General features: G+C 31.2%; 20 protein-coding genes. 1 reads left to right on the forward strand and 19 read right to left on the reverse strand.

Translation table 11 applies throughout. The annotated features are described in order from the left end of the window. Positions 1–20 precede the first annotated feature (20 nt). The 14 genes from DW1_RS09350 to DW1_RS09415 form a co-directional block, all read right to left on the reverse strand. Positions 21–1,241, reverse strand: coding sequence for a MotE family protein (locus tag DW1_RS09350; protein ID WP_074350350.1), 1,221 nt, complete (start codon positions 1,239–1,241; stop codon positions 21–23). 12 nt (positions 1,242–1,253) lie between these two features. Further along, positions 1,254–1,691: a flagellar export protein FliJ gene (gene fliJ, locus DW1_RS09355; RefSeq protein WP_074350351.1), complete on the reverse strand. Its 438-nt coding sequence runs from the start codon at positions 1,689–1,691 to the stop codon at positions 1,254–1,256. Positions 1,692–1,710: 19 nt separating this feature from the next. Beyond that, positions 1,711–3,039: a flagellar protein export ATPase FliI gene (gene fliI, locus DW1_RS09360; protein ID WP_074350352.1), complete on the reverse strand. Its 1,329-nt coding sequence runs from the start codon at positions 3,037–3,039 to the stop codon at positions 1,711–1,713. Between the two features lie 5 nt (positions 3,040–3,044). Next, the gene (locus DW1_RS09365; RefSeq protein ID WP_159433580.1) at positions 3,045–3,776 is read right to left on the reverse strand and encodes a FliH/SctL family protein; all 732 of its coding nucleotides are present in this window, start codon (positions 3,774–3,776) and stop codon (positions 3,045–3,047) included. Next, the gene (fliG, locus tag DW1_RS09370) at positions 3,769–4,776 is read right to left on the reverse strand and encodes a flagellar motor switch protein FliG (protein WP_143474399.1); all 1,008 of its coding nucleotides are present in this window, start codon (positions 4,774–4,776) and stop codon (positions 3,769–3,771) included. The genes DW1_RS09365 and fliG overlap by 8 nt, the downstream gene beginning before the upstream one ends. Positions 4,777–4,786: 10 nt before the next feature. Continuing rightward, positions 4,787–6,325: a flagellar basal-body MS-ring/collar protein FliF gene (gene fliF / locus DW1_RS09375; protein WP_074350355.1), complete on the reverse strand. Its 1,539-nt coding sequence runs from the start codon at positions 6,323–6,325 to the stop codon at positions 4,787–4,789. A gap of 29 nt (positions 6,326–6,354) precedes the next feature. After that, complete coding sequence (gene fliE, locus DW1_RS09380; protein WP_074350356.1) at positions 6,355–6,648, reverse strand: flagellar hook-basal body complex protein FliE; 294 nt, start codon at positions 6,646–6,648, stop codon at positions 6,355–6,357. A gap of 12 nt (positions 6,649–6,660) precedes the next feature. Beyond that, positions 6,661–7,101 (reverse strand): flagellar basal body rod protein FlgC, encoded by a 441-nt coding sequence (gene flgC / locus DW1_RS09385; protein ID WP_074350357.1) that lies wholly within the window; start codon positions 7,099–7,101, stop codon positions 6,661–6,663. Between the two features lie 2 nt (positions 7,102–7,103). Then, entirely contained in the window at positions 7,104–7,508 is a 405-nt protein-coding gene (gene flgB, locus DW1_RS09390; RefSeq protein ID WP_074350358.1) for a flagellar basal body rod protein FlgB, read from the reverse strand. Between the two features lie 413 nt (positions 7,509–7,921). Beyond that, on the reverse strand, positions 7,922–8,707 hold the full coding sequence (gene codY, locus DW1_RS09395; protein WP_074350359.1) for a GTP-sensing pleiotropic transcriptional regulator CodY: 786 nt from the start codon (positions 8,705–8,707) through the stop codon (positions 7,922–7,924). Between the two features lie 141 nt (positions 8,708–8,848). Then, a complete protein-coding gene (gene topA / locus DW1_RS09400) occupies positions 8,849–10,921 on the reverse strand; it encodes a type I DNA topoisomerase (RefSeq protein WP_074350360.1) in 2,073 nt (690 codons plus the stop codon). A 68-nt stretch (positions 10,922–10,989) separates the two neighbouring features. Further along, a complete protein-coding gene (dprA, locus tag DW1_RS09405) occupies positions 10,990–12,084 on the reverse strand; it encodes a DNA-processing protein DprA (protein WP_074350361.1) in 1,095 nt (364 codons plus the stop codon). A gap of 24 nt (positions 12,085–12,108) precedes the next feature. Beyond that, positions 12,109–13,638 (reverse strand): YifB family Mg chelatase-like AAA ATPase, encoded by a 1,530-nt coding sequence (locus DW1_RS09410; protein WP_074350362.1) that lies wholly within the window; start codon positions 13,636–13,638, stop codon positions 12,109–12,111. A gap of 188 nt (positions 13,639–13,826) precedes the next feature. Next, entirely contained in the window at positions 13,827–14,348 is a 522-nt protein-coding gene (locus DW1_RS09415) for a peptidylprolyl isomerase (protein WP_074350363.1), read from the reverse strand. A 329-nt stretch (positions 14,349–14,677) separates the two neighbouring features. Between DW1_RS09415 and DW1_RS09420 the strand changes: the two genes are divergently transcribed. Next, positions 14,678–15,097 carry a putative ABC transporter permease gene (locus tag DW1_RS09420; RefSeq protein ID WP_074350364.1) on the forward strand — a complete coding sequence of 140 codons (420 nt, stop codon included), beginning with the start codon at positions 14,678–14,680 and terminating at the stop codon, positions 15,095–15,097. Positions 15,098–15,105: 8 nt separating this feature from the next. On the opposite strand, the gene DW1_RS09425 is transcribed toward DW1_RS09420, so the two are convergent. The 5 genes from DW1_RS09425 to ylqF form a co-directional block, all read right to left on the reverse strand. Beyond that, a complete protein-coding gene (locus DW1_RS09425) occupies positions 15,106–15,465 on the reverse strand; it encodes a YraN family protein (RefSeq protein ID WP_074350365.1) in 360 nt (119 codons plus the stop codon). After that, positions 15,455–15,739 (reverse strand): EscU/YscU/HrcU family type III secretion system export apparatus switch protein, encoded by a 285-nt coding sequence (locus DW1_RS09430; protein ID WP_143474400.1) that lies wholly within the window; start codon positions 15,737–15,739, stop codon positions 15,455–15,457. Before DW1_RS09430 ends, DW1_RS09425 begins: the two co-directional genes overlap by 11 nt. A 5-nt stretch (positions 15,740–15,744) precedes the next feature. Continuing rightward, positions 15,745–17,253: a hypothetical protein gene (locus DW1_RS09435; RefSeq protein ID WP_143474401.1), complete on the reverse strand. Its 1,509-nt coding sequence runs from the start codon at positions 17,251–17,253 to the stop codon at positions 15,745–15,747. After that, the gene (locus DW1_RS09440) at positions 17,231–17,869 is read right to left on the reverse strand and encodes a ribonuclease HII (RefSeq protein WP_074350368.1); all 639 of its coding nucleotides are present in this window, start codon (positions 17,867–17,869) and stop codon (positions 17,231–17,233) included. Before DW1_RS09440 ends, DW1_RS09435 begins: the two co-directional genes overlap by 23 nt. Before the next feature lie 84 nt (positions 17,870–17,953). Continuing rightward, entirely contained in the window at positions 17,954–18,817 is an 864-nt protein-coding gene (ylqF, locus tag DW1_RS09445; RefSeq protein WP_347499716.1) for a ribosome biogenesis GTPase YlqF, read from the reverse strand. Between the last annotated feature and the right edge of the window lie 55 nt (positions 18,818–18,872).

Consider the following 18,872-nt stretch of genomic DNA (forward strand, 5'->3'; position numbering starts at 1 on the left):
TCCTTTCAATATTCTGTCTTTTATTGAATAGCAAGTTCTCTTGTAATAATAGCTGCTTCACTAGGTTCCATATTGCTTAAAACTTGTGATACCTTTTGATTTTTCATATTCCTTAGTACATCTAAGATAATAGTAGCATCTGATATAGTGTAAATTTGGCTCTCATCTATTTCAAAAGCAGTTACAGTATCATTGTTTTTTATCATCTTATCTACTATTCGAACTACGTCTACGGGTTCCATTCTTTCATATAACATTACTAGCTCTGCTATTTTTTTATCGTATTGCTTTTTAAAATTTAAAGTCTCAATGATTTTTACAGATCTAGATTCGTCTTCTTTTAATAGTTCTTCTAGCGTCTCAATTTTTGAAATAATTTCATTTACGAACTCATTATCTGCATTAATTAGTATTTCTGCAGCTTTACTTATACTGAGATTCATGTAAATAGTCGATAATTCATCTGTTTTAAATATATCTGTATTACCTATTTCTGAAAAAGCCCTGTCACTTTCCATTGCTTCATACACTTTTGCTTTTCTTATCAGTTCTTCATTTCTTTTTTCCTTTTGAAGCAAAATAGAGTCAATTTCCTTTCTTTTTCCTGTATCCATACTTGATAAAACTCTCGTTTTTATATCGGGTTCAATATAGTAAAGAACATCTGCAGCAATACTTGAGTTCATATTTGCAAAAACTTTGGTTAGTTTTTCTTTACTATCTCTTGCATTCATCATTTCAACTTCTTTAATGATTAAGTTTAGTTCTAATCTTTCTAATCTTTTTATTTCTTCACTTAAAGCTGTTTCCTGCTCAAGTTTTATTTCATCATATAAAGTGTGTAACAAATCTTTTCGCAGTTCAATGTTTCTCACTAGTTTAATTATGTTTTTAGTTTTGTTAGTTGATTTCTGATTCATTCTTTTAATTACATTATTAAATAGTTCTTCGTCTGATTTTTTTACAATATATAGCTTATCAGCTGAACTTTCATCCTCTATTGATAGATAGTAGTCTGCAAGAAAAAGCTCTTTTTCAGCCCTTTCACTTTCTGTAGGATACTTGCTAAAATGCTCTCCTAATACGCCTGGAGTATCTCTAAGGAATTCATTTGTAGCCTTTTTAAAGTCACTATTAACCAAATATACTACTACAAAAACTGTTGCAGGTATCATTATAAATACCAAGGCAAATATGAGTACTGTTTTTAACATTTCTTTGCTCTTTTTTTCTTTAGGCATCTCTGTCCCCCACTATTTAATACTGCTTTGATAGCTAACAATCTGATCAATAATCTTATCATCTTCTTTTCTCATTTGATACAAATAGTTACTAAAATCTCTATTTTTTAAATTCTCAAGTGTCTTCTTTTCTATCGAAGAATTTATTAGTGTATTTCTTGCTTTTTCAACTTTTATTTGAGCTTTTTCCACAACTTCTTTTTGATTTGCTAGTTTTTCTTTAAGATTTATTAGATATAGATTGTAGTTTTTTAAATCATTTATTGTAGCATTTGAAAGAATATTATCTCGTTTAGAAACAACTTTGTCTTTATGTGATAATATTTCTTCAAATATAATTACTTCATCATCAAGCTTTTTTTTGGCTTTGCCATATTCTACTTTGTTAATATCTTCAACTTTTTCTCTATATTCTAATACCTTTTCTAGTCTAAAGTTAAATTTCTCCATAATACCAGCTCCCTGTCAATTAGTCAGTATTAGAACTATTAATTATATTTTTTATCATTTCAATTATCTCTTCAAAAGTGTAGTTTGAATCTTTATCTTGTTTTAAAAAGTCATGAATCTGGTCTATTATACTTATTGCCCTATCAATTTTAGGATTCGAGCCCATCTTGTAAGCGCCAATATTTATTAAATCCTCTGCCTCCCTATAAGTTGCTAAAATATCCTTTATTTCATTTGACATATTTATATGTTCCTTAGAGCATATATTGGGCATTACTCTACTAACACTTTGTAATACATCAATTGCTGGATAATGATTTTGGTTTGCCAATTTTCTAGTAAGTACTATATGTCCATCTAATATACCCCTTACAGCATCTGTTATTGGCTCATTCATATCATCTCCATCTACCAATACTGTATATAGGCCTGTGATACTACCATTTGATGATGTGCCCGCTCTTTCAAGAAGCTTAGGTAGTACAGAGAACACTGATGGTGTAAAACCACGAGTTACTGGCGGTTCGCCAATAGCTAAGCCTATCTCTCTCTGAGCCATAGAGAATCTTGTTAAGGAATCCATCATAAGCATAACGTTTTTGCCTCTATCTCTAAAATATTCAGCTATGGCAGTGGTTAGTAGGGCTCCTTTCATCCTAACTAAAGCGGGCTGATCTGAAGTAGCTACTACTACGACAGAATTTTTAAGCCCTTCTTCACCTAAGTCATTTTCAATAAATTCTCTTACTTCTCTACCTCTTTCACCTATAAGACCAATAACATTAATATCAGACTTTGCATTTCTTGCAATCATACCCATCAAGGTACTTTTACCTACTCCACTTCCTGCAAAAATTCCTATTCTTTGACCCATACCACAAGTTAACAATCCATCTATGGATTTAACACCTAAAGGCAGCACTTCAGAGATTTTTGTTCTTTGAAGTGGATTAGGAGGCATATTGGAAACAGGATACTTTCTAATTGTAAATATATCCCCTTTTCCATCCATTGGATTTCCCAGCCCATCCAATATCCTTCCTACTAATTCTTCTCCTACGCTAACCTGTAAAGTATGTCCACTTGCAATCACTTTGCTCCCAGGACCAATTCCCTCCATATCTCCAAATGGCATTAGCAGAATTTTGTCTTCCTTGAATCCAACTACTTCAGCCATTATATATCTATTAGAGTTAAAAGGCTTAATGTAGCATAACTCTCCAATATTTGACTGAGGACCTTTTGACTCTATCGTTAATCCTGTTACTTTTGTAATTTCACCATTATATTTAATAAAATCTACACCTTCTATGGTATCTATATATTTTTGTAAATTGATAGTTTGCATAATCATCACTCACTGTTAAGTAAAGTAGTTAAAAGTTTTTTCATTTCTTCTATTTGCAAATCGACACTAACATCCACATTGCCCTTAGAACCTTCAATTATACAGCCACCTTTGGATAATGTAGAGTCTATTCTTACTTCTATATCCTCAATCAAATTTGCCTTGGCTAATATTCTCTGTTTAGACATTTCAACAATGTCATAATCGTCTTTAGAAACTTTAATAATTAGATTTTCTTTTACATTTAGACTATCTATTCCTTTTAATACTACTGAGATTATGGCTTCCTCGTCATCTATAATTTTCTGATTAATAATTTTTTCACATAGAGTTATCACCATATTAACAACATCTTTTTCTATATTAGAAAGAACTATCTCTCTTTCTTTTAAATATCCTTTTTTAATCTCATTAGCTTCCCTTATTAATTCATCAGAAGTTTCTTTTCCCTCAGCATAACCTTCATCATATCCTGCTTTATATCCTTCTCCTCTAGCCTTGTCACAAATGCTCTTTACTTTCAGATGTGTATCCTCAAGTATTTTTTCAGAATCCTTTATTGCTTTTGAAACTATTTTTCCTGCTTCAATTTTTGCATTTTCTACAATTGAGTTTGCTAGTTTTTTTGCTTCCGCTATCTTGTCAGCTAGTACCTCTGCACCTATATCCTGTTCGTGGCTTATAGATTCGGTTTTTTTAACAATCCTAACTTGAGAAGACTTAATAATACTAGACAATGACATCATCTCCTCCTCTAGGCGTTACTATTTCACCTTCTTCTTCTAGTTTTCTAATAACATTAACAATGTTTTGCTGAGCCTCTTCAATATCTTTAATTCTTACAGGTCCCATAAACTCCATATCTTCTTTAATCATTTCAACTAAACGCTTAGACATATTGCTGAAAACAACATCTCTAACTTCATCACTTGCACTCTTAAGAGCAATAGCCCATTTGCTATTATCAATCTCTCTAACAAATCTTTGAATAGATCTACTATCAAGAGTTACTATATCTTCAAATACAAACATTCTCTTTCTAATTTCTTCAGATAGTTCTGCATCTTTTATATCAAGCTCTTCCATAATGTACTTCTCTGTACCTCTATCAACAGAATTAAGTATAGATACAATTGTAGATAGTCCACCAGCTGCAGTGTAATCTTGCGAAACCAATGTTGAAAACTTGCTTTCTATTACACGTTCAATTTCTTTTATTACCTCAGGAGACGTTCTATCCATTACTGCAATTCTTCTTGCTACATCTGCCTGTTTATCAGCAGGTAGTTTGGCTAATATCTGTGCAGCTTGAGTAGGCATCAAATAAGCTAAAATCAGTGCTATAGTTTGTGGATGCTCATTTTGTATATAGTTAAGTATTTGATTAGGGTCTGCCTTCCTAATAAATTCAAAGGGTCTCACTTGTAGTGAAGCAGTTAATTTATTAATAATATCAACTGCTTTTTGAGAGCCTAAAGCTCTCTCCAATACATCCTTTGCATAATTAATGCCACCTTCAGATATGTACTCCTGTGCTAGGCATAGCTGATAAAAACTATCTAGAACGCTATCCTTTTCTTCAGGCGAAACAACTCTCATGTTTGCTATTTCAAGGGTTAACTCTTCAATTTCCTCATCGGTTAAGTGTTTGAAAATTTCTGCTGATTTCTGCGGTCCAAGAGTTATTAAAAGGACTGCCGCCTTCTCTTTACCCTTCATAGTTTGTTTTCTAGACATATTTTCACCTCTAATCCTCATTCAACCAAGTTCTTAAAAGTTGTGCCACAGCATCAGGTTTTTTGTCAACAAATTTGCTAATCTGTTCTTTAACCTTAGATTTTTCAGAATCAAAATCAATGTCTTCAACAATAGCCATTTCACTAGCCTTTTGTTCTATTATTTCATTGATGTCAGCCTCTTCACGTTTTCTTCTTCTAATAATTATTACTGTAGCCACTCCACCAATAATCGGTATTGCTAAGAGCAAATACCAAAGCCAAGATTGTCCGCTTTCTTCCACTTTTTTTACAAGATTATCTTCAGCTAATAATGTATCGTTAAACTTCATAGCACTTACTTCAACTTGCTTTGTATCAAGACCAGTTGCTGCATAAATTAAGTCAGCAATTTCCTTCCTGAAATCATCGGTTAATTCACTATCAGGTAAGGCATCTTTATTTAATATGATAGCAACAGTTATAGACTCAACTTGTCCAGGTGCTCTCCTTATTTGCTTATTTATCTCATTTAATTCAAAGTTAATAGTCTCACTTGCTTTATTGTACTTCGAATTTTCGCCATTTTGTTGAACATAATCTGTAATATCATCAACATTTGAATCTACACCAGGTATGCCACCCTCTATCATGTTTTCCATTTGTTCTTCAATTTTTTCCATGCTTCTTACTAAGCCTTCTTCCATGCCTTCAACAGGTGGATTAAATTCTTGTATACTGGTAAATTCTGAATCAAAGTTTACTTTTACTCCTGATCTTACGACAACATTACCGTACCCAAAAACACTCTCAAGAAAATCCTTAATACTCTTATTGATCCTTTCCTGTATCCCTTGTTGCATATTAAGCTGTTCAGTTAAGTCAAACTCCTCTTGATTTTCGTCCGTAACTGTCAAAACTCTTCCTGAATCATCAACAACAGAAACATTTTCAGGTTCCATACCTACTGCTCTTCCTACATGGTCTTGAATTCCTCGTACTTGGTTTGCAGTTAATGTCTTCCCTCTAGAAAGAGTAACAAATACTGATGCAGAGGGTTTTTCGGCATTATTTAAAATATAGCTAGTGCTTTCTGGTATATTTAAAAAAACTGAAGCTTCCTCTACCCCATCTATTTTTTCAATATCTAAAGCCAAATCATTTTCGCGCCCATAATTCGCCCTTTGCTTTTTATCATATTCGGTCATTGTCCAACTTGAGTCATTTAATGCATCTTCTCTACCATATCTTCCTTTAGGTATACCTTCAGCAGCCAATTCCATTTTTGCCTTACTTACCATATTTTCAGGAACTAGTATAGTAGTTCCATTATTCTCGTCCTTCCACTGTATATTAATTTCATCAAGCTTTTTTGTAACTGTTGCTGCCTCACTTAAATTTAAACCACTATAAAGCACAGTATACTTGGTTCTAGTAATAAAGAGAATTAGTGCAGTTATACTAATAAGTAATAGTAAGCTTCCAACTATTAGCTTGATTTTTTTCTTTTTTTCGAGGTTATTCCAAAACTCATTTAATTGCCCTGTCATTTGCTGTATGGATTCTCCCACCACATCACCTCATTTCTTACCATTTATTGTTATACTTGCATCCTCATTATTTCTTTATAGGCATCGACTACCTTATTTCTAACGGTAAGAGTCATCTGAAGTGCTAATTTGGCTTTTTCTGAAGCTATTGTTACATCATGAACATTATCAACTTGACCTAAAGCTAAAAGCTTTGTGTAATTATCTGAATCCTTTTGTAATTGATTAACTTCATCTAAAACACCTTTCAACACCTCATTAAAAGATGAAGTTTCGTTTGTTTTATTTGTAGATACACTGTTACTGTTTTTTATTAAAAAATCATTGATGTTTTCAATTCTCATAATTCTCCTCCATTAACGTCCTATCTCTAAAGCTTTTAAAGCCATATTTTTAGACGAATTTATTGCACTCATATTTGCTTCATAAGCTCTTGTAGCAGATATCATATCTACCATTTCAGTAGTTATATCAACATTAGGCATTTGCACATACCCATTATCATCGGCATCAGGATGACCTGGTTCATATATCTGTTTAAATGGAGTTTGATCTTCAATTATCTCACTTACTTTTACACCCTTAGCATTATGTAATTTATTTGAGTACTTTGACAAATAAACTGAAAACGGCGACGTTTCATTTTGCTTAAATACTACCTTTTGTCTTCTATACGGAGTTCCACTGCTAGTTCGTGTTACATTAGCATTTGCAATATTTTTTGCAATTATCTCCATTCTTGTTCTTTCAGCAGTCATTCCAGTTGCACTAATATCAATGGATTTAAATATTTTCAAAATTATCTACCTCCTTCGTTTATTACAGAATAAATAGAATCAAATTGCCTTGATATTTGTCTACTTATAGCACTATAATAGATTTCATTCTTTGCTCTTTCTGCTATCTCAACATCAATATTCACACCATTTTCATCTCTTCTAACAGAGTAATTTCTGTTTTCTTTAACAATTGAATCTAAGCTGAAACTTTGACTTCCTTTAATATGTCTGTTGTTAGTAGTATAAAGTTTTAATCTGTTTTTTTCTAACTCATCTTTCAGCAAACCCTCAAAATCAACTGTTTTTCTTTTATACCCTGGAGTATTGACGTTTGCGATATTGTCTGAAATAGCAATATGCCTTAAAGACGCACCATCAAGAGCTATTTTAAGAAAATCCGCTGTGTTAAATAACCTATTGATCACAACTATCACCCTTCTATAAATTTAGTACATATTTTTTTGATAATTCTACTATAACTTTAATAATTCTTCCTAAAAATGTTTATTAGTCTTATCTCTTGTATGCTTATTATCTCTTGTATATTTATTAGTCTTATCTCTTGTTTCTTTTCTTTTAAGAGTATCACATAATTTACTATTATTCTATTTAATTTTCACTTTTCCTTCAATTTTGCACAATTTTTTATGTTTTTTTCTCCATTTAGTGCTTAAGCCCCAGATATTTTACACATTATCCCATTAAACAACAAATACAAAATAGGAAAAATAAAAGCTTCCGCAGAAGAATTAAACATACGGAAGCTTATTGAAGCCCATGTTTTGAATTAAATGACAAAATGTAGATTCATATTCATAAAAAAAGTTGACAGAATCTATCAACTTTCCCTTAATTTTTTCAGCTCATCTAAAAGCTTATCATTTAGTATTTTTATATGTGTTCCTTTCATACCTAAAGACCTAGATTCAATTACGCCAGCACTTTCAAATTTTCTTAACGCATTTACAATAACAGATCTAGTAATGCCTACCCTATCTGCTATCTTACTAGCTACTAATAATCCTTCATTTCCATCTAATTCTTTAAATATGTGTTCTATGGCCTCAAGCTCTGAATATGAAAGTGTACCTATAGCCATTTGGACTATTGCTTTTTTTCTTGCTTCTTCTTCAATTTCTTCTGTTTTTGATCTTAGTATTTCCATTCCAACAATAGTAGCGCTATATTCAGATAGAACTAAATCATCCTCAGAAAACTCCCTTCCAAATCTCGCTAGCACAAGAGTTCCTAATCTTGTCCCTCCACTTATTAATGGAATTACAGTTGTTATTTTATCTTGATAATCACAATTTGAAATCTGATCAAATACACATTCTGATGTTTCCTTAATATTTTCTTTAGTTTCAGTTATTTTTAGCAATTCATTATTGTATTCTTCTGGAAAACGTCTTTCCTCAACTACTTCTGTATGAAGTATTCCACATTCAAAGCCTTCATGAAGCGCAAAACCAAGAACCCTACCCTTCCTACTTGAAATATATACGTTTGCATCTAGTATCTCAGATAATGCCTTGCTTAGTTCTGCAAAGGAAACGGGCTGCGAACCTGTATTCTGCAATATCTTATTAAGTCTTCTAGTCATAAGCAGTAAACTTTCACTCATCTAAATCCTCCTAATAATATTCTTCTGTTTCTAGAGTTGACCTTATCTAATATGTTCATATTTAACAGAGCAATAAAAATATTATCATACTTTTCGAAATATTTCAACATACTCAAAAGTATAGCTATATAAAGATTTCTTTTATGCTTCAACAAAATCACATTGTGGATTAATACACTTTTTTTCTATTCTTTTTCTATAATTCTTTTCGACTAAAACACCTTTACATTTTGGGCACTGTTCTTTAAGAGGCTTATCCCAAGAAACAAAGTTGCACTCCGGATATTTGCTACATCCATAAAATTTTCTTCCTCTCTTTGAGGTCCGCTCAACTATATCTCCACCACATTCTGGACACTTAACTCCTATTTCTTGCGTAATAGGTTTTGTGTTTTTGCATTCTGGATAGCCAGGACAAGCTAGAAACTTTCCATACCTACCCATTTTAATAACCATATTTTTGCCACATTTTTCACATATTACATCTGTTTCTTCGTCTTGTATTTCAATTTTGCCAATTTCTCTCTCAGCTATCTCTAGTTCTTTAGAAAAGTCCTTATAAAAATATTCAATTACTTCTTTCCAATTAGCATTCTCTTCTTCAATTTCATCTAGCTGTTTCTCCATTTCAGCGGTAAATTCCTCACTAACTATTCCCTTAAAATATTCTTTTAGTAGATCTGTAACTACTATACCCAATTCTGTTGGTTTAAAAACTTTTTTTTCTAAAATTACATACCCTCTACTTAATATGGTACTAATAGTAGGAGCATAAGTACTTGGCCTTCCTATGCCAAGCTCTTCCAAAGCTTTAACCAATGAAGCTTCTGTATATCTAGGAGGTGGTTGAGTGAAATGTTGTTGTGGCTCTAAATCCTTTAAAGGCAATTTCTCTCCTATCTCTAATTCTGGTAGTAATATATCTTTTTCATCATCAGAAGAATTATATACTCTTAGAAATCCCTCAAATAAAATTTTAGAACCTGTTACTCTAAATACAAAATTACCTGCATAAATCTTTATTGTTAAAGTCTCATAGGATGCAGGACTCATTTGGCTAGCTAAAAACCTCTCCCAAATAAGTTTATAAAGTTTAAATTGATCCTTCTTCAAGGAATCTTTTACTACACTTGGAGTCCTAGTCACAGAAGTAGGTCTAATAGCCTCATGAGCATCCTGAATGTCCTTTTTCTTCTGATTTTTGTTTTTATTAGATGCTCCTAAATATTTTTCTCCAAATTCACCTATAATATATTCTTTTACGCTTTCTAATGCTTCTTCAGAAATCCTTGTTGAATCTGTCCTTATATATGAAATAAGCCCTATTGTTCCCTGTCCCTTTATGTCAACACCTTCATATAATTGTTGAGCTAACATCATAGTTTTTTTTGTAGAAAATCCTAAACGTCTAGATGCTTCCTGCTGTAAACTACTAGTAGTAAAAGGTGGATTAGGGTTTCTGTTTTTCTTCCCCTTCTTTATATCCTTAACAATAAATTCTTCATCTTTTATAAAAGATATTATTTTATCAACCTCTTCTTTTGTATTTAACTCAACTTTTGATTCTTTGTTATCTTTAAACTCTCCATAAAAAGTTGCTTTAATTTTACTTTTGCCTTTTAATAAGATTGCATCTAGGGACCAATATTCCTTAGGTATGAATTTTTCAATTTCTTCCTCGCGATCACAAATCAGTTTTGTAGCAACAGACTGTACTCTACCCGCACTAAGTCCCTTTCTTACTTTTTTCCATAAAAGAGGGCTTATTTTATATCCCACTAGCCTATCTAATACTCTTCTTGCTTGCTGAGCATCTACAAGGGATTTGTTAATTGCTCTAGGATTTTTAATAGCATTTTGAATTGCACTCTTAGTAATTTCATGAAATTCTATTCTACTTTTTTGGTTTTCATCTAAATCTAATATATTTGCTAAATGCCACGAAATAGCTTCTCCTTCTCTATCAGGGTCAGTAGCTAAAAGAATTTTTTTCGCCTTTTTAGCTTCACTTTTCAATTCCTTAATGATTGGTCCCTTGCCCCTAATAGTAATGTATTGTGGTTCAAAATTATTTTCAATATCAATACCAAGCTTACTTTTAGGTAAGTCTCTAATATGTCCAACTGAAGCTTTAACCTCATAATTTTTTCCTAAGAATTTTGATATAGTTTTAGCTTTTGCAGGTGATTCAACTATAACTAAATTTTTTGCCAAAACTTTCACCTCCGAACATAATGAATCTAATATTTATGCTATAGAAATTAACTAAAAAATACAATCTACTATCTAATAGTATATATTCTTCCAGGTAGCTGTTTAATTACACCCTTCATTTCAAGAATCGTAAGAATACTGTTCAACTCCACAACACTAATACCTGTCCTAAGAGCAATTAGGTCACAGTGTATAGGTTTCTCAGAAATATATTTTATAACCTTAATCTCATCATCACTAAACTCATTATAATCTATTTCAACTTTTCTATAAAGCTTTGAGTACCTTTCAACTAAGTATGGAATTTCTTCAATAATATCGTCAACTGACATTACAAGCTTGGCACCATCTTTAATAAGAAGATTGGTCCCCCTACTAAATATACTATTTATATTACCCGGAACAGCAAACACATCTTTTCCTTGATCTATGGCGTGATGAGCAGTTATTAAAGAACCACTTTTCTCTGTAGCTTCTACAACTACTACTCCTAAAGAAAGTCCACTTATAATTCTATTTCTTTGAGGAAAGTTGTAAGGAAAAGGTTGAGTCCCTAAAGGAAATTCTGATATTATACACCCATTTTCTTGAATTCTATTATATAGCTCTCTATTTGAGCTTGGATAAACTACATCAACTCCACATCCTAAAACCGCAATTGTTCTACCTTTACTATTTAATGCACCTAGGTGAACGCATGTATCTATTCCTTTAGCCATTCCGCTTATTAAACTAATTCCCAAACTTGCAAGCTCACTAGAAATCTTTTCTGCAACCCAGTTCCCGTACGATGTAGATTTTCTAGAACCTACAATAGCAATAGAGTTTTCGTCTTCTGAACATAATCGTCCCTTTATATACAACACTTTAGGACTATAATTTATAAATCTGAGACTATTAGGATATCGTTCATCATAGTGAGTTATGACATCTACATTATATTTTTCTATCTTCTTAAATAAGTTTTCGTAATATATATCATTTCTATTCTTAATAATTTCAAGTCTTACCTTTTCATTTAGTTCATTGATAGAAGATATATCCTTATTACTCATGCTCCAAAGACATGTTAAGCTTCCTAATTTATTTTCCAATACATCTATAATTTTGTTGCTTACTCCCCCAATACTAGAAAGCCATATTAATGTATCTCTATTATTCATATTACCCACCCTTAATAATTACATTTACCAATACTTCCTGTCAAGGTTTCTATATTGTATAGCTTCTGCTAAATGTTGATGTTCTATTGTCTCTTTCCCCTCTAGGTCTGCAATTGTTCTAGCTACTTTCAATACTTTATTATATGCTCTAGCACTTAAGCCAAGCTTGTTAAAAGCCTCCTTAAGTAGCTTTTGGCCCTTTAAGTCTAATTTGCAGTATTTGTTAATATTCTTTGTAGTCAACTGAGAATTAGAAAAAATATTATCATTTTTATATCTTTCTAGTTGAAGTTGTCTTGCTTTATTAACTCTTTGCCTAATTTCACTAGATGTTTCTGTATCCGAATTGCCCTCCCCTAAATCATTATATGATACAGGGGTTACTTCAATATGAATATCTATACGATCCAATAGCGGTCCACTAACTTTACCTAAATATCTTTCAATACTTTTTTGACTACAGCTACATTGATGAACTGGGTCACCATAATAACCACATGGACATGGATTCATACTTGCTACTAACATGAACTTTGTTGGGTAAGTCAAGGTAGCATTTACTCTTGAAATAGTAACTATTCCATCTTCCATAGGTTGTCTTAAAACCTCAATGACGCTCTTTGAGAATTCTGGCAATTCATCTAAGAACAAAATACCATGATGTGCTAATGATATTTCCCCTGGCTTTGGTATTCTGCCTCCTCCTATTAGAGAAGTAGCAGAAGCTGTATGATGAGGTGCTCTAAAGGGTCTTATGCTAATAAATGACCTATTATTTAGTAAACCCGCAATACTGTATATTTTGGTTATTTCTAAAGATTCCTCAAATGTAAGATTGGGTAATATAGAAGGAAGTCTCCTTGCAGCCATAGTTTTTCCTGAGCCAGGAGGTCCAAGTATAAGTATATTATGATGTCCAGCAGCAGCTACTTCCATTGCTCTTTTTAATGCATACTGTCCCTTAATGTCAGAAAAATCACCATATTGATTCTGCTCTTCAACAGTCTGGGTAAAAGTTGTTGAGGTATAAGATTCAATGTCTAATTCTTCATTTAAATACAATACTAATTCACTCAAACTCTTTACAGGAATAATATCTATATTTTTGACTACACTGCATTCATCTCTATTGTCAAAAGGTATAATGGCCCTTTTTATTCCTTTTTCCATCAAAGAAATAGTTATTGGTAACGCCCCATCAATTCTACTTATATTACCATCTAAAGATAGCTCGCCAATAAAACAAGTGTCATCAAAAAATCTTTGCTTCACAACCTCCATTGCTGTTAGTATTCCAACTGCAATAGATAAGTCTAACTGAGAACCCTCTTTTCTTGTGTTTGCAGGTGCAAGATTCACTGTAATTCTGCTTAATGGAAACTCATACCCGCTATTCTTAATAGCAGTTCTTACTCTTTCTTTAGATTCCTTTATTGAAATATCCGGAAGACCTACTATATTAAATACTGGAAGACCTCGAGATATATCAGTTTCAACCTCTACAATAGTCCCATCTAATCCTTGTAAGACACAGGTTTTTACTTTAGAAAGCATATGGCTTACTCCTTTTTACCTTATAAAATTCTAAAAACTTAGATAGAATAAATGTCATATTTTAGTTTATTCTATAATAGTGAATAATTCAATAGGTAGTTTATTATTCCTTTAAACATTCTGAAAATTTAACTCAAAGCCCTTATGTCAATAACTCAAAAAACTGCCATTAAATAGGCAGTTATCCATTAAATCTTCTCTACATCCCCATATTCAATACCAAAAGTATCTACTGTTGCTTTTTTAATTATTTGGTCTTTTATAGGCTTATCACTATAATCTCTTTTAACATTAACAATTCTATCAACTTCCTCTATTCCTTCTATAGTTTTCCCAAAAGCTGCATATTCACCATCTAGATGTGGTGCTTTTTCAACCATAATAAAGAACTGAGAGCCTGCTGAATTTGGCAGCATTGACCTTGCCATAGAGATAACTCCTCTTTCATGTTTTAGATTATTGTCAAAGCCATTACTTTTGAATTCTCCCTTAATTGAATAACTAGGACCTCCAGTTCCATTGCCTTGAGGACACCCCCCTTGTATCATAAATCCTGGAATTACCCTATGAAAAGTTAGCCCATCATAAAATCCTTTGCTTACTAATGATATAAAGTTTCTCACAGTATTAGGGGCAACATCCGGATATAATTCTACTTTAATATTCTTTCCATTCTCTAACTCAATAGTTACTATAGGTTTATTACTCATATTTATCCTCCCTTGATATCTATTATTATAATTCAAAAGTACAGCACATACTATTATATAATGTTTACTATAATTTTAAAACATATTATTACTTATAATCCTTCTAGAGTCTATAACTCAACCTAAATATATCATATTTTTTGCATATGCTACAATATTATATTAAATTTTGCATTGCTTATTTAAATTCTAATTTACTCATCTCTAAAAATATTCCTTGGGAAATAGCCACATAGTGACAATTTTTTATTCATCATATATTTATTTGTTACTTTATACCACTTCATGTCTAAAAGGATAAATAGTTTTTTATTGAACATAATATTATTATGTTAACACATTTTGTTATATACGGATTATTAGGAATGCTTATGGAAGTTTTTTGGACTGGATTACATTCTCTGCTATCAGGAAATCTAAACTTAATCAGCTTTACTAGTATTTGGATGTTTTTTATATATGGAACTGCTGTTTTTTTAGAACCTGTACATCATAAGATAAGGAGGAAAAATATTTTATTTAGAGGAATAACATGGGTTCTTTTAATATATGGAATTGAATTTTTAAGTGGCTTTTTATTAGATAAATTAATAGGCTCCTGTCCATGGGATTATAGAAGCTCTACCAATTTCACACTTAAGGGATATATACGATTCGATTATTTCCCTGTATGGTTTTTTGTAGGTTTATTATTTGAAAAGCTTCATGATCTATTAGATAAAGGATTTATAGGGTTAAAGCAGAGATAACCCTATGATTATGTCCAAAAAGCATTTTGAATATGATTGATTTTCCTATCCGCGTTTAAATACACTTCAATTATGTCAAATCTATATTCATAGTTAATTAGTCTCTTAAAATTTATGTAATTTTGAGCTACTCTAATAATCTTTTGCTGTTTTTTATAGTTAACTGATTCATAGGGCAAACCATACCTGTTGCTAGTTCTTGATTTTACTTCAACAAACACAATAGTCTGACATATTTGTGCCACAATATCTATTTCACCTGCTTTAACTCTAAAATTTCTATCTAATATTTTATAGCCATTATCTAATAAGTAATTTACTGCTATATTTTCTCCAATAAGTCCAATATTTCTTGTGTTATTTCCCATGGTCTTCCCTCTCTGCATCAAGCTCATAAATAAAAGAAAGAATTTCCGCAACTGCAAAGTATAATTCCTCAGGTATTTCTTGTGCAATCTCAAGTTTAATTAGGCTATGAGCTAATAGTTGATCTTCAATAATTTTTATCCCTTCATCATTACCTTTGTTAATAATATTATCAGCAATAATTCCTTTTCCTTTTGCTATTACATAAGGTGCATCTCTTTCATTTTCATCATATTTTAAAGCTACTGCTATCTTTCTATCTTTATCATCATTCAATATTGTCACACCCTAACATCAATATTATAGCTAGAAAGCATTTCATCATCCATAAATATGTCTACTAGACTTTTTTCTTTATCTTCTGTAATATTTATCAGAACATTTTGATAACCTAAATCCTCCAGAGCCCTACGTAAGTAATTAATTTTATTTCTAAAAAACTGAATAAACTCATTTTCCACTTTAAAATCTAGCCTTATGCTTCTTGGATTTATTTTACATAACACGTCCACTTTTTTCAAGTACTTAGTATCTAGTGAAATATAAAAGGTATAATTATTCTTTTCAAGTTTATTGTTCTTCTTTAAAATGGTTACATGTCCATCATTTTGCTCATCTCTGAATTCTATAGGTATCTGTAAAAAAGAAAAAAAAGTGTTCAATTTATTATGTAACTCCAAACTTTTAAAAACATTATCTAGTTTAATACTAGATTCCTTAATACCACTTTTCTTAGATGATATATTATTAATTTGCTCTGTTAACTCTTTAATACTAGTTAAGAAGAGCTTTACAACTTCCTTGTTAAAATTATTCTCAGTGTCTACCTTTATAGGCTTAACATTAATTTTGTTGAATAAATTAATGTCTTCTTTTAAAATAGTATTATCATTATTGCTATGAACTCTAGGATGATTAGCTAGCTCATTTAATGAGTTTATTATTTCCTTTCCATGTTCTAATACCTTAGATAAAGTTTCATAGTTTTCTATAGATATCTCAACACCTAACTTCATTAAAAGAATAACCTTATCTATAATACTTTTTGTTGAGATATCGTTAGAGAATATAGATTGTAATTTTGAACTAATTAATTTGGTCACATCTATAGAACTCATATCATTAATATCATTTTTCTGCAATAGGATACTATTTGAATCTGTAAGTCTACTATCGACTAAATCATTATCATGAATGATTGTCAAAGTTTCTGTATCAGAGTTTACTTTAATTAATTTCATAATACTTTCATTTAGTGGAGATTTCTCTACATTTAATGCAATTATTTTATCGCCTGTACGAATATCACTAAGATTCATAATTTTATTTAAGCTTTTAATAGTTTTTTCAACATTTTCCTGTGACAATGGCATTTTAAGGCTTAATAAAGTACGTATTATTTGAGTATTTTCAGTATTTTTAGGAATATTGTAGTCTTCGAGCACCCTATTAACAAATGCTTCCAACTTACTAACAGGATTGTTATTATGCGTATTAGAAATATCAAGTATTTCCTGCTCAATAGGTAATAGAAATATTCTATTATCTTCAATATTTTTTACTATAAAAGTATATTGAAGATCCTTCAAGCCTTCAATGTTTATATCAGTCTTTGCCTGCAAAATTTCCCCGTTATCTAATCGTAAAACAACATCATTACCATTTATCTCTATAATTTTCCCTTTAATAAATATTCCTTCTTTTAGAGGTTTACTGCTATTATTAATTGATAATTCTTCATTTGAAAAAGTATTTGTTACTTTCACATTAATCACCACGCTGTAAATCATCTTTTTTACTAATAATTTTTGTTAAAAAGCTATCTCTATGTATTGGACAAGGCCCATATTTTTTAATTGCCTCTATATGTGCTTTAGTTCCATACCCTTTATGTTTTTCAAATCCATACTCAGGATACATATGGGCCCATTCTTCCTCACATTTTCTATCTCTATATACCTTTGCTACTATAGAAGCAGCAGCTATGCCATGACATTTTTCATCGCCTTTAATTATACTCATTTGGGGTATATCAATAGTAAGCTTCTCAGCATCTACCAAAATATAATCAGGATTCACATGGTTTCCATATCCATCTTTAAGTGCTTCTAATGCTTTTTCCATAGCAATTATAGTACTATTTTTAATATTAATTTTATCAATAGTTTTAGAATCAACACTACCTATACCTACGGCAACAGCACTTTTATATATTTGCTCATAAAGACTCTCTCTCTTTTTGGGACTAAGCTTTTTAGAGTCCTTTACTCCCTCAATTAATAGATCAATTGGAAGTATAATAGCACATGCTACAACATCTCCAGCTAAGCAACCTCTACCAACTTCATCTATACATGCAATGTTTTTATATCCTTTATTCCATAATTCCTGTTCTAACTCTAGCATATTTTTACCCCCATTTTGCTTTAATGAAAATTATTTATACTATAATAAATAATACAAAAGCCCTCCTATAATATTATCGGAAGGCTAGCAATAATTCTTGATATCTTCTGGATATTCTAATGTAATTCTACCTATTAGTCCTCTTCTAAATTCATCTAATATTAGATGACTCACCCTTGTGTAGTCAATTTCTTCTTTCTTTAAAAGGCATCCTCTTTTAAATGCAATTTTCTCCATAACTTCAATAGGCTCACAATTATCTACCTTTATATCATATCTGTTTTCTAGTAGTGTCTTTTCCTGGTCACATAATCTTTCGATTAGCTTTAAAGCAAGAGTTTCAATATCCATTATTTCATCTTTAATAGCTCCCGTAAAAGCTAAATTCAAAGCAACATTTATATCGTCAAACTTTGGCCAAAGTATTCCAGGTGTATCTAACAACTCAATATTACCCTTTAATTTTATCCACTGCTTTCCTTTAGTTATACCAGGTCTATTGCCTGTTTGTGCACCCTTCCTTCCAGATAAAGAGTTGATTAAAGTAGATTTTCCTACATTGGGAATTCCTACAATCATTGCTCTAACTGAAGAACTTCTAATTCCCTTCTGCTCTCTTAACTCCAGTTTCTCTTCTAGAACTTTATTGGCTTCATTTATTATATTATTAGTACCTATATTATTTATTGAATTAGCTAGTATAACAGATTGAGCAGTTGATTTATAATAATCAATCCATTTCTGATTTCCTTTTTCATTGCTAAGATCACTTTTATTCATGACAACTATTCTGGGCTTATTATTGATAAGTTTATCAATATCAGGATTTTTGCTACTATAGGGAATTCTAGAATCTAACAGTTCAATTACTATGTCTACTAGCTTTAAATTACTTGTAATTAAATCTTTTGTCTTTTTCATATGCCCAGGATACCAGTTAATGTTCACATTACCACCAACCTTTATTTATCTACTGGCGAATTATTATTTATCGTGGATAAAA

The sequence above is a fragment of the Proteiniborus sp. DW1 genome, from assembly GCF_900095305.1.
GTDB lineage: Bacteria > Bacillota > Clostridia > Tissierellales > Proteiniboraceae > Proteiniborus.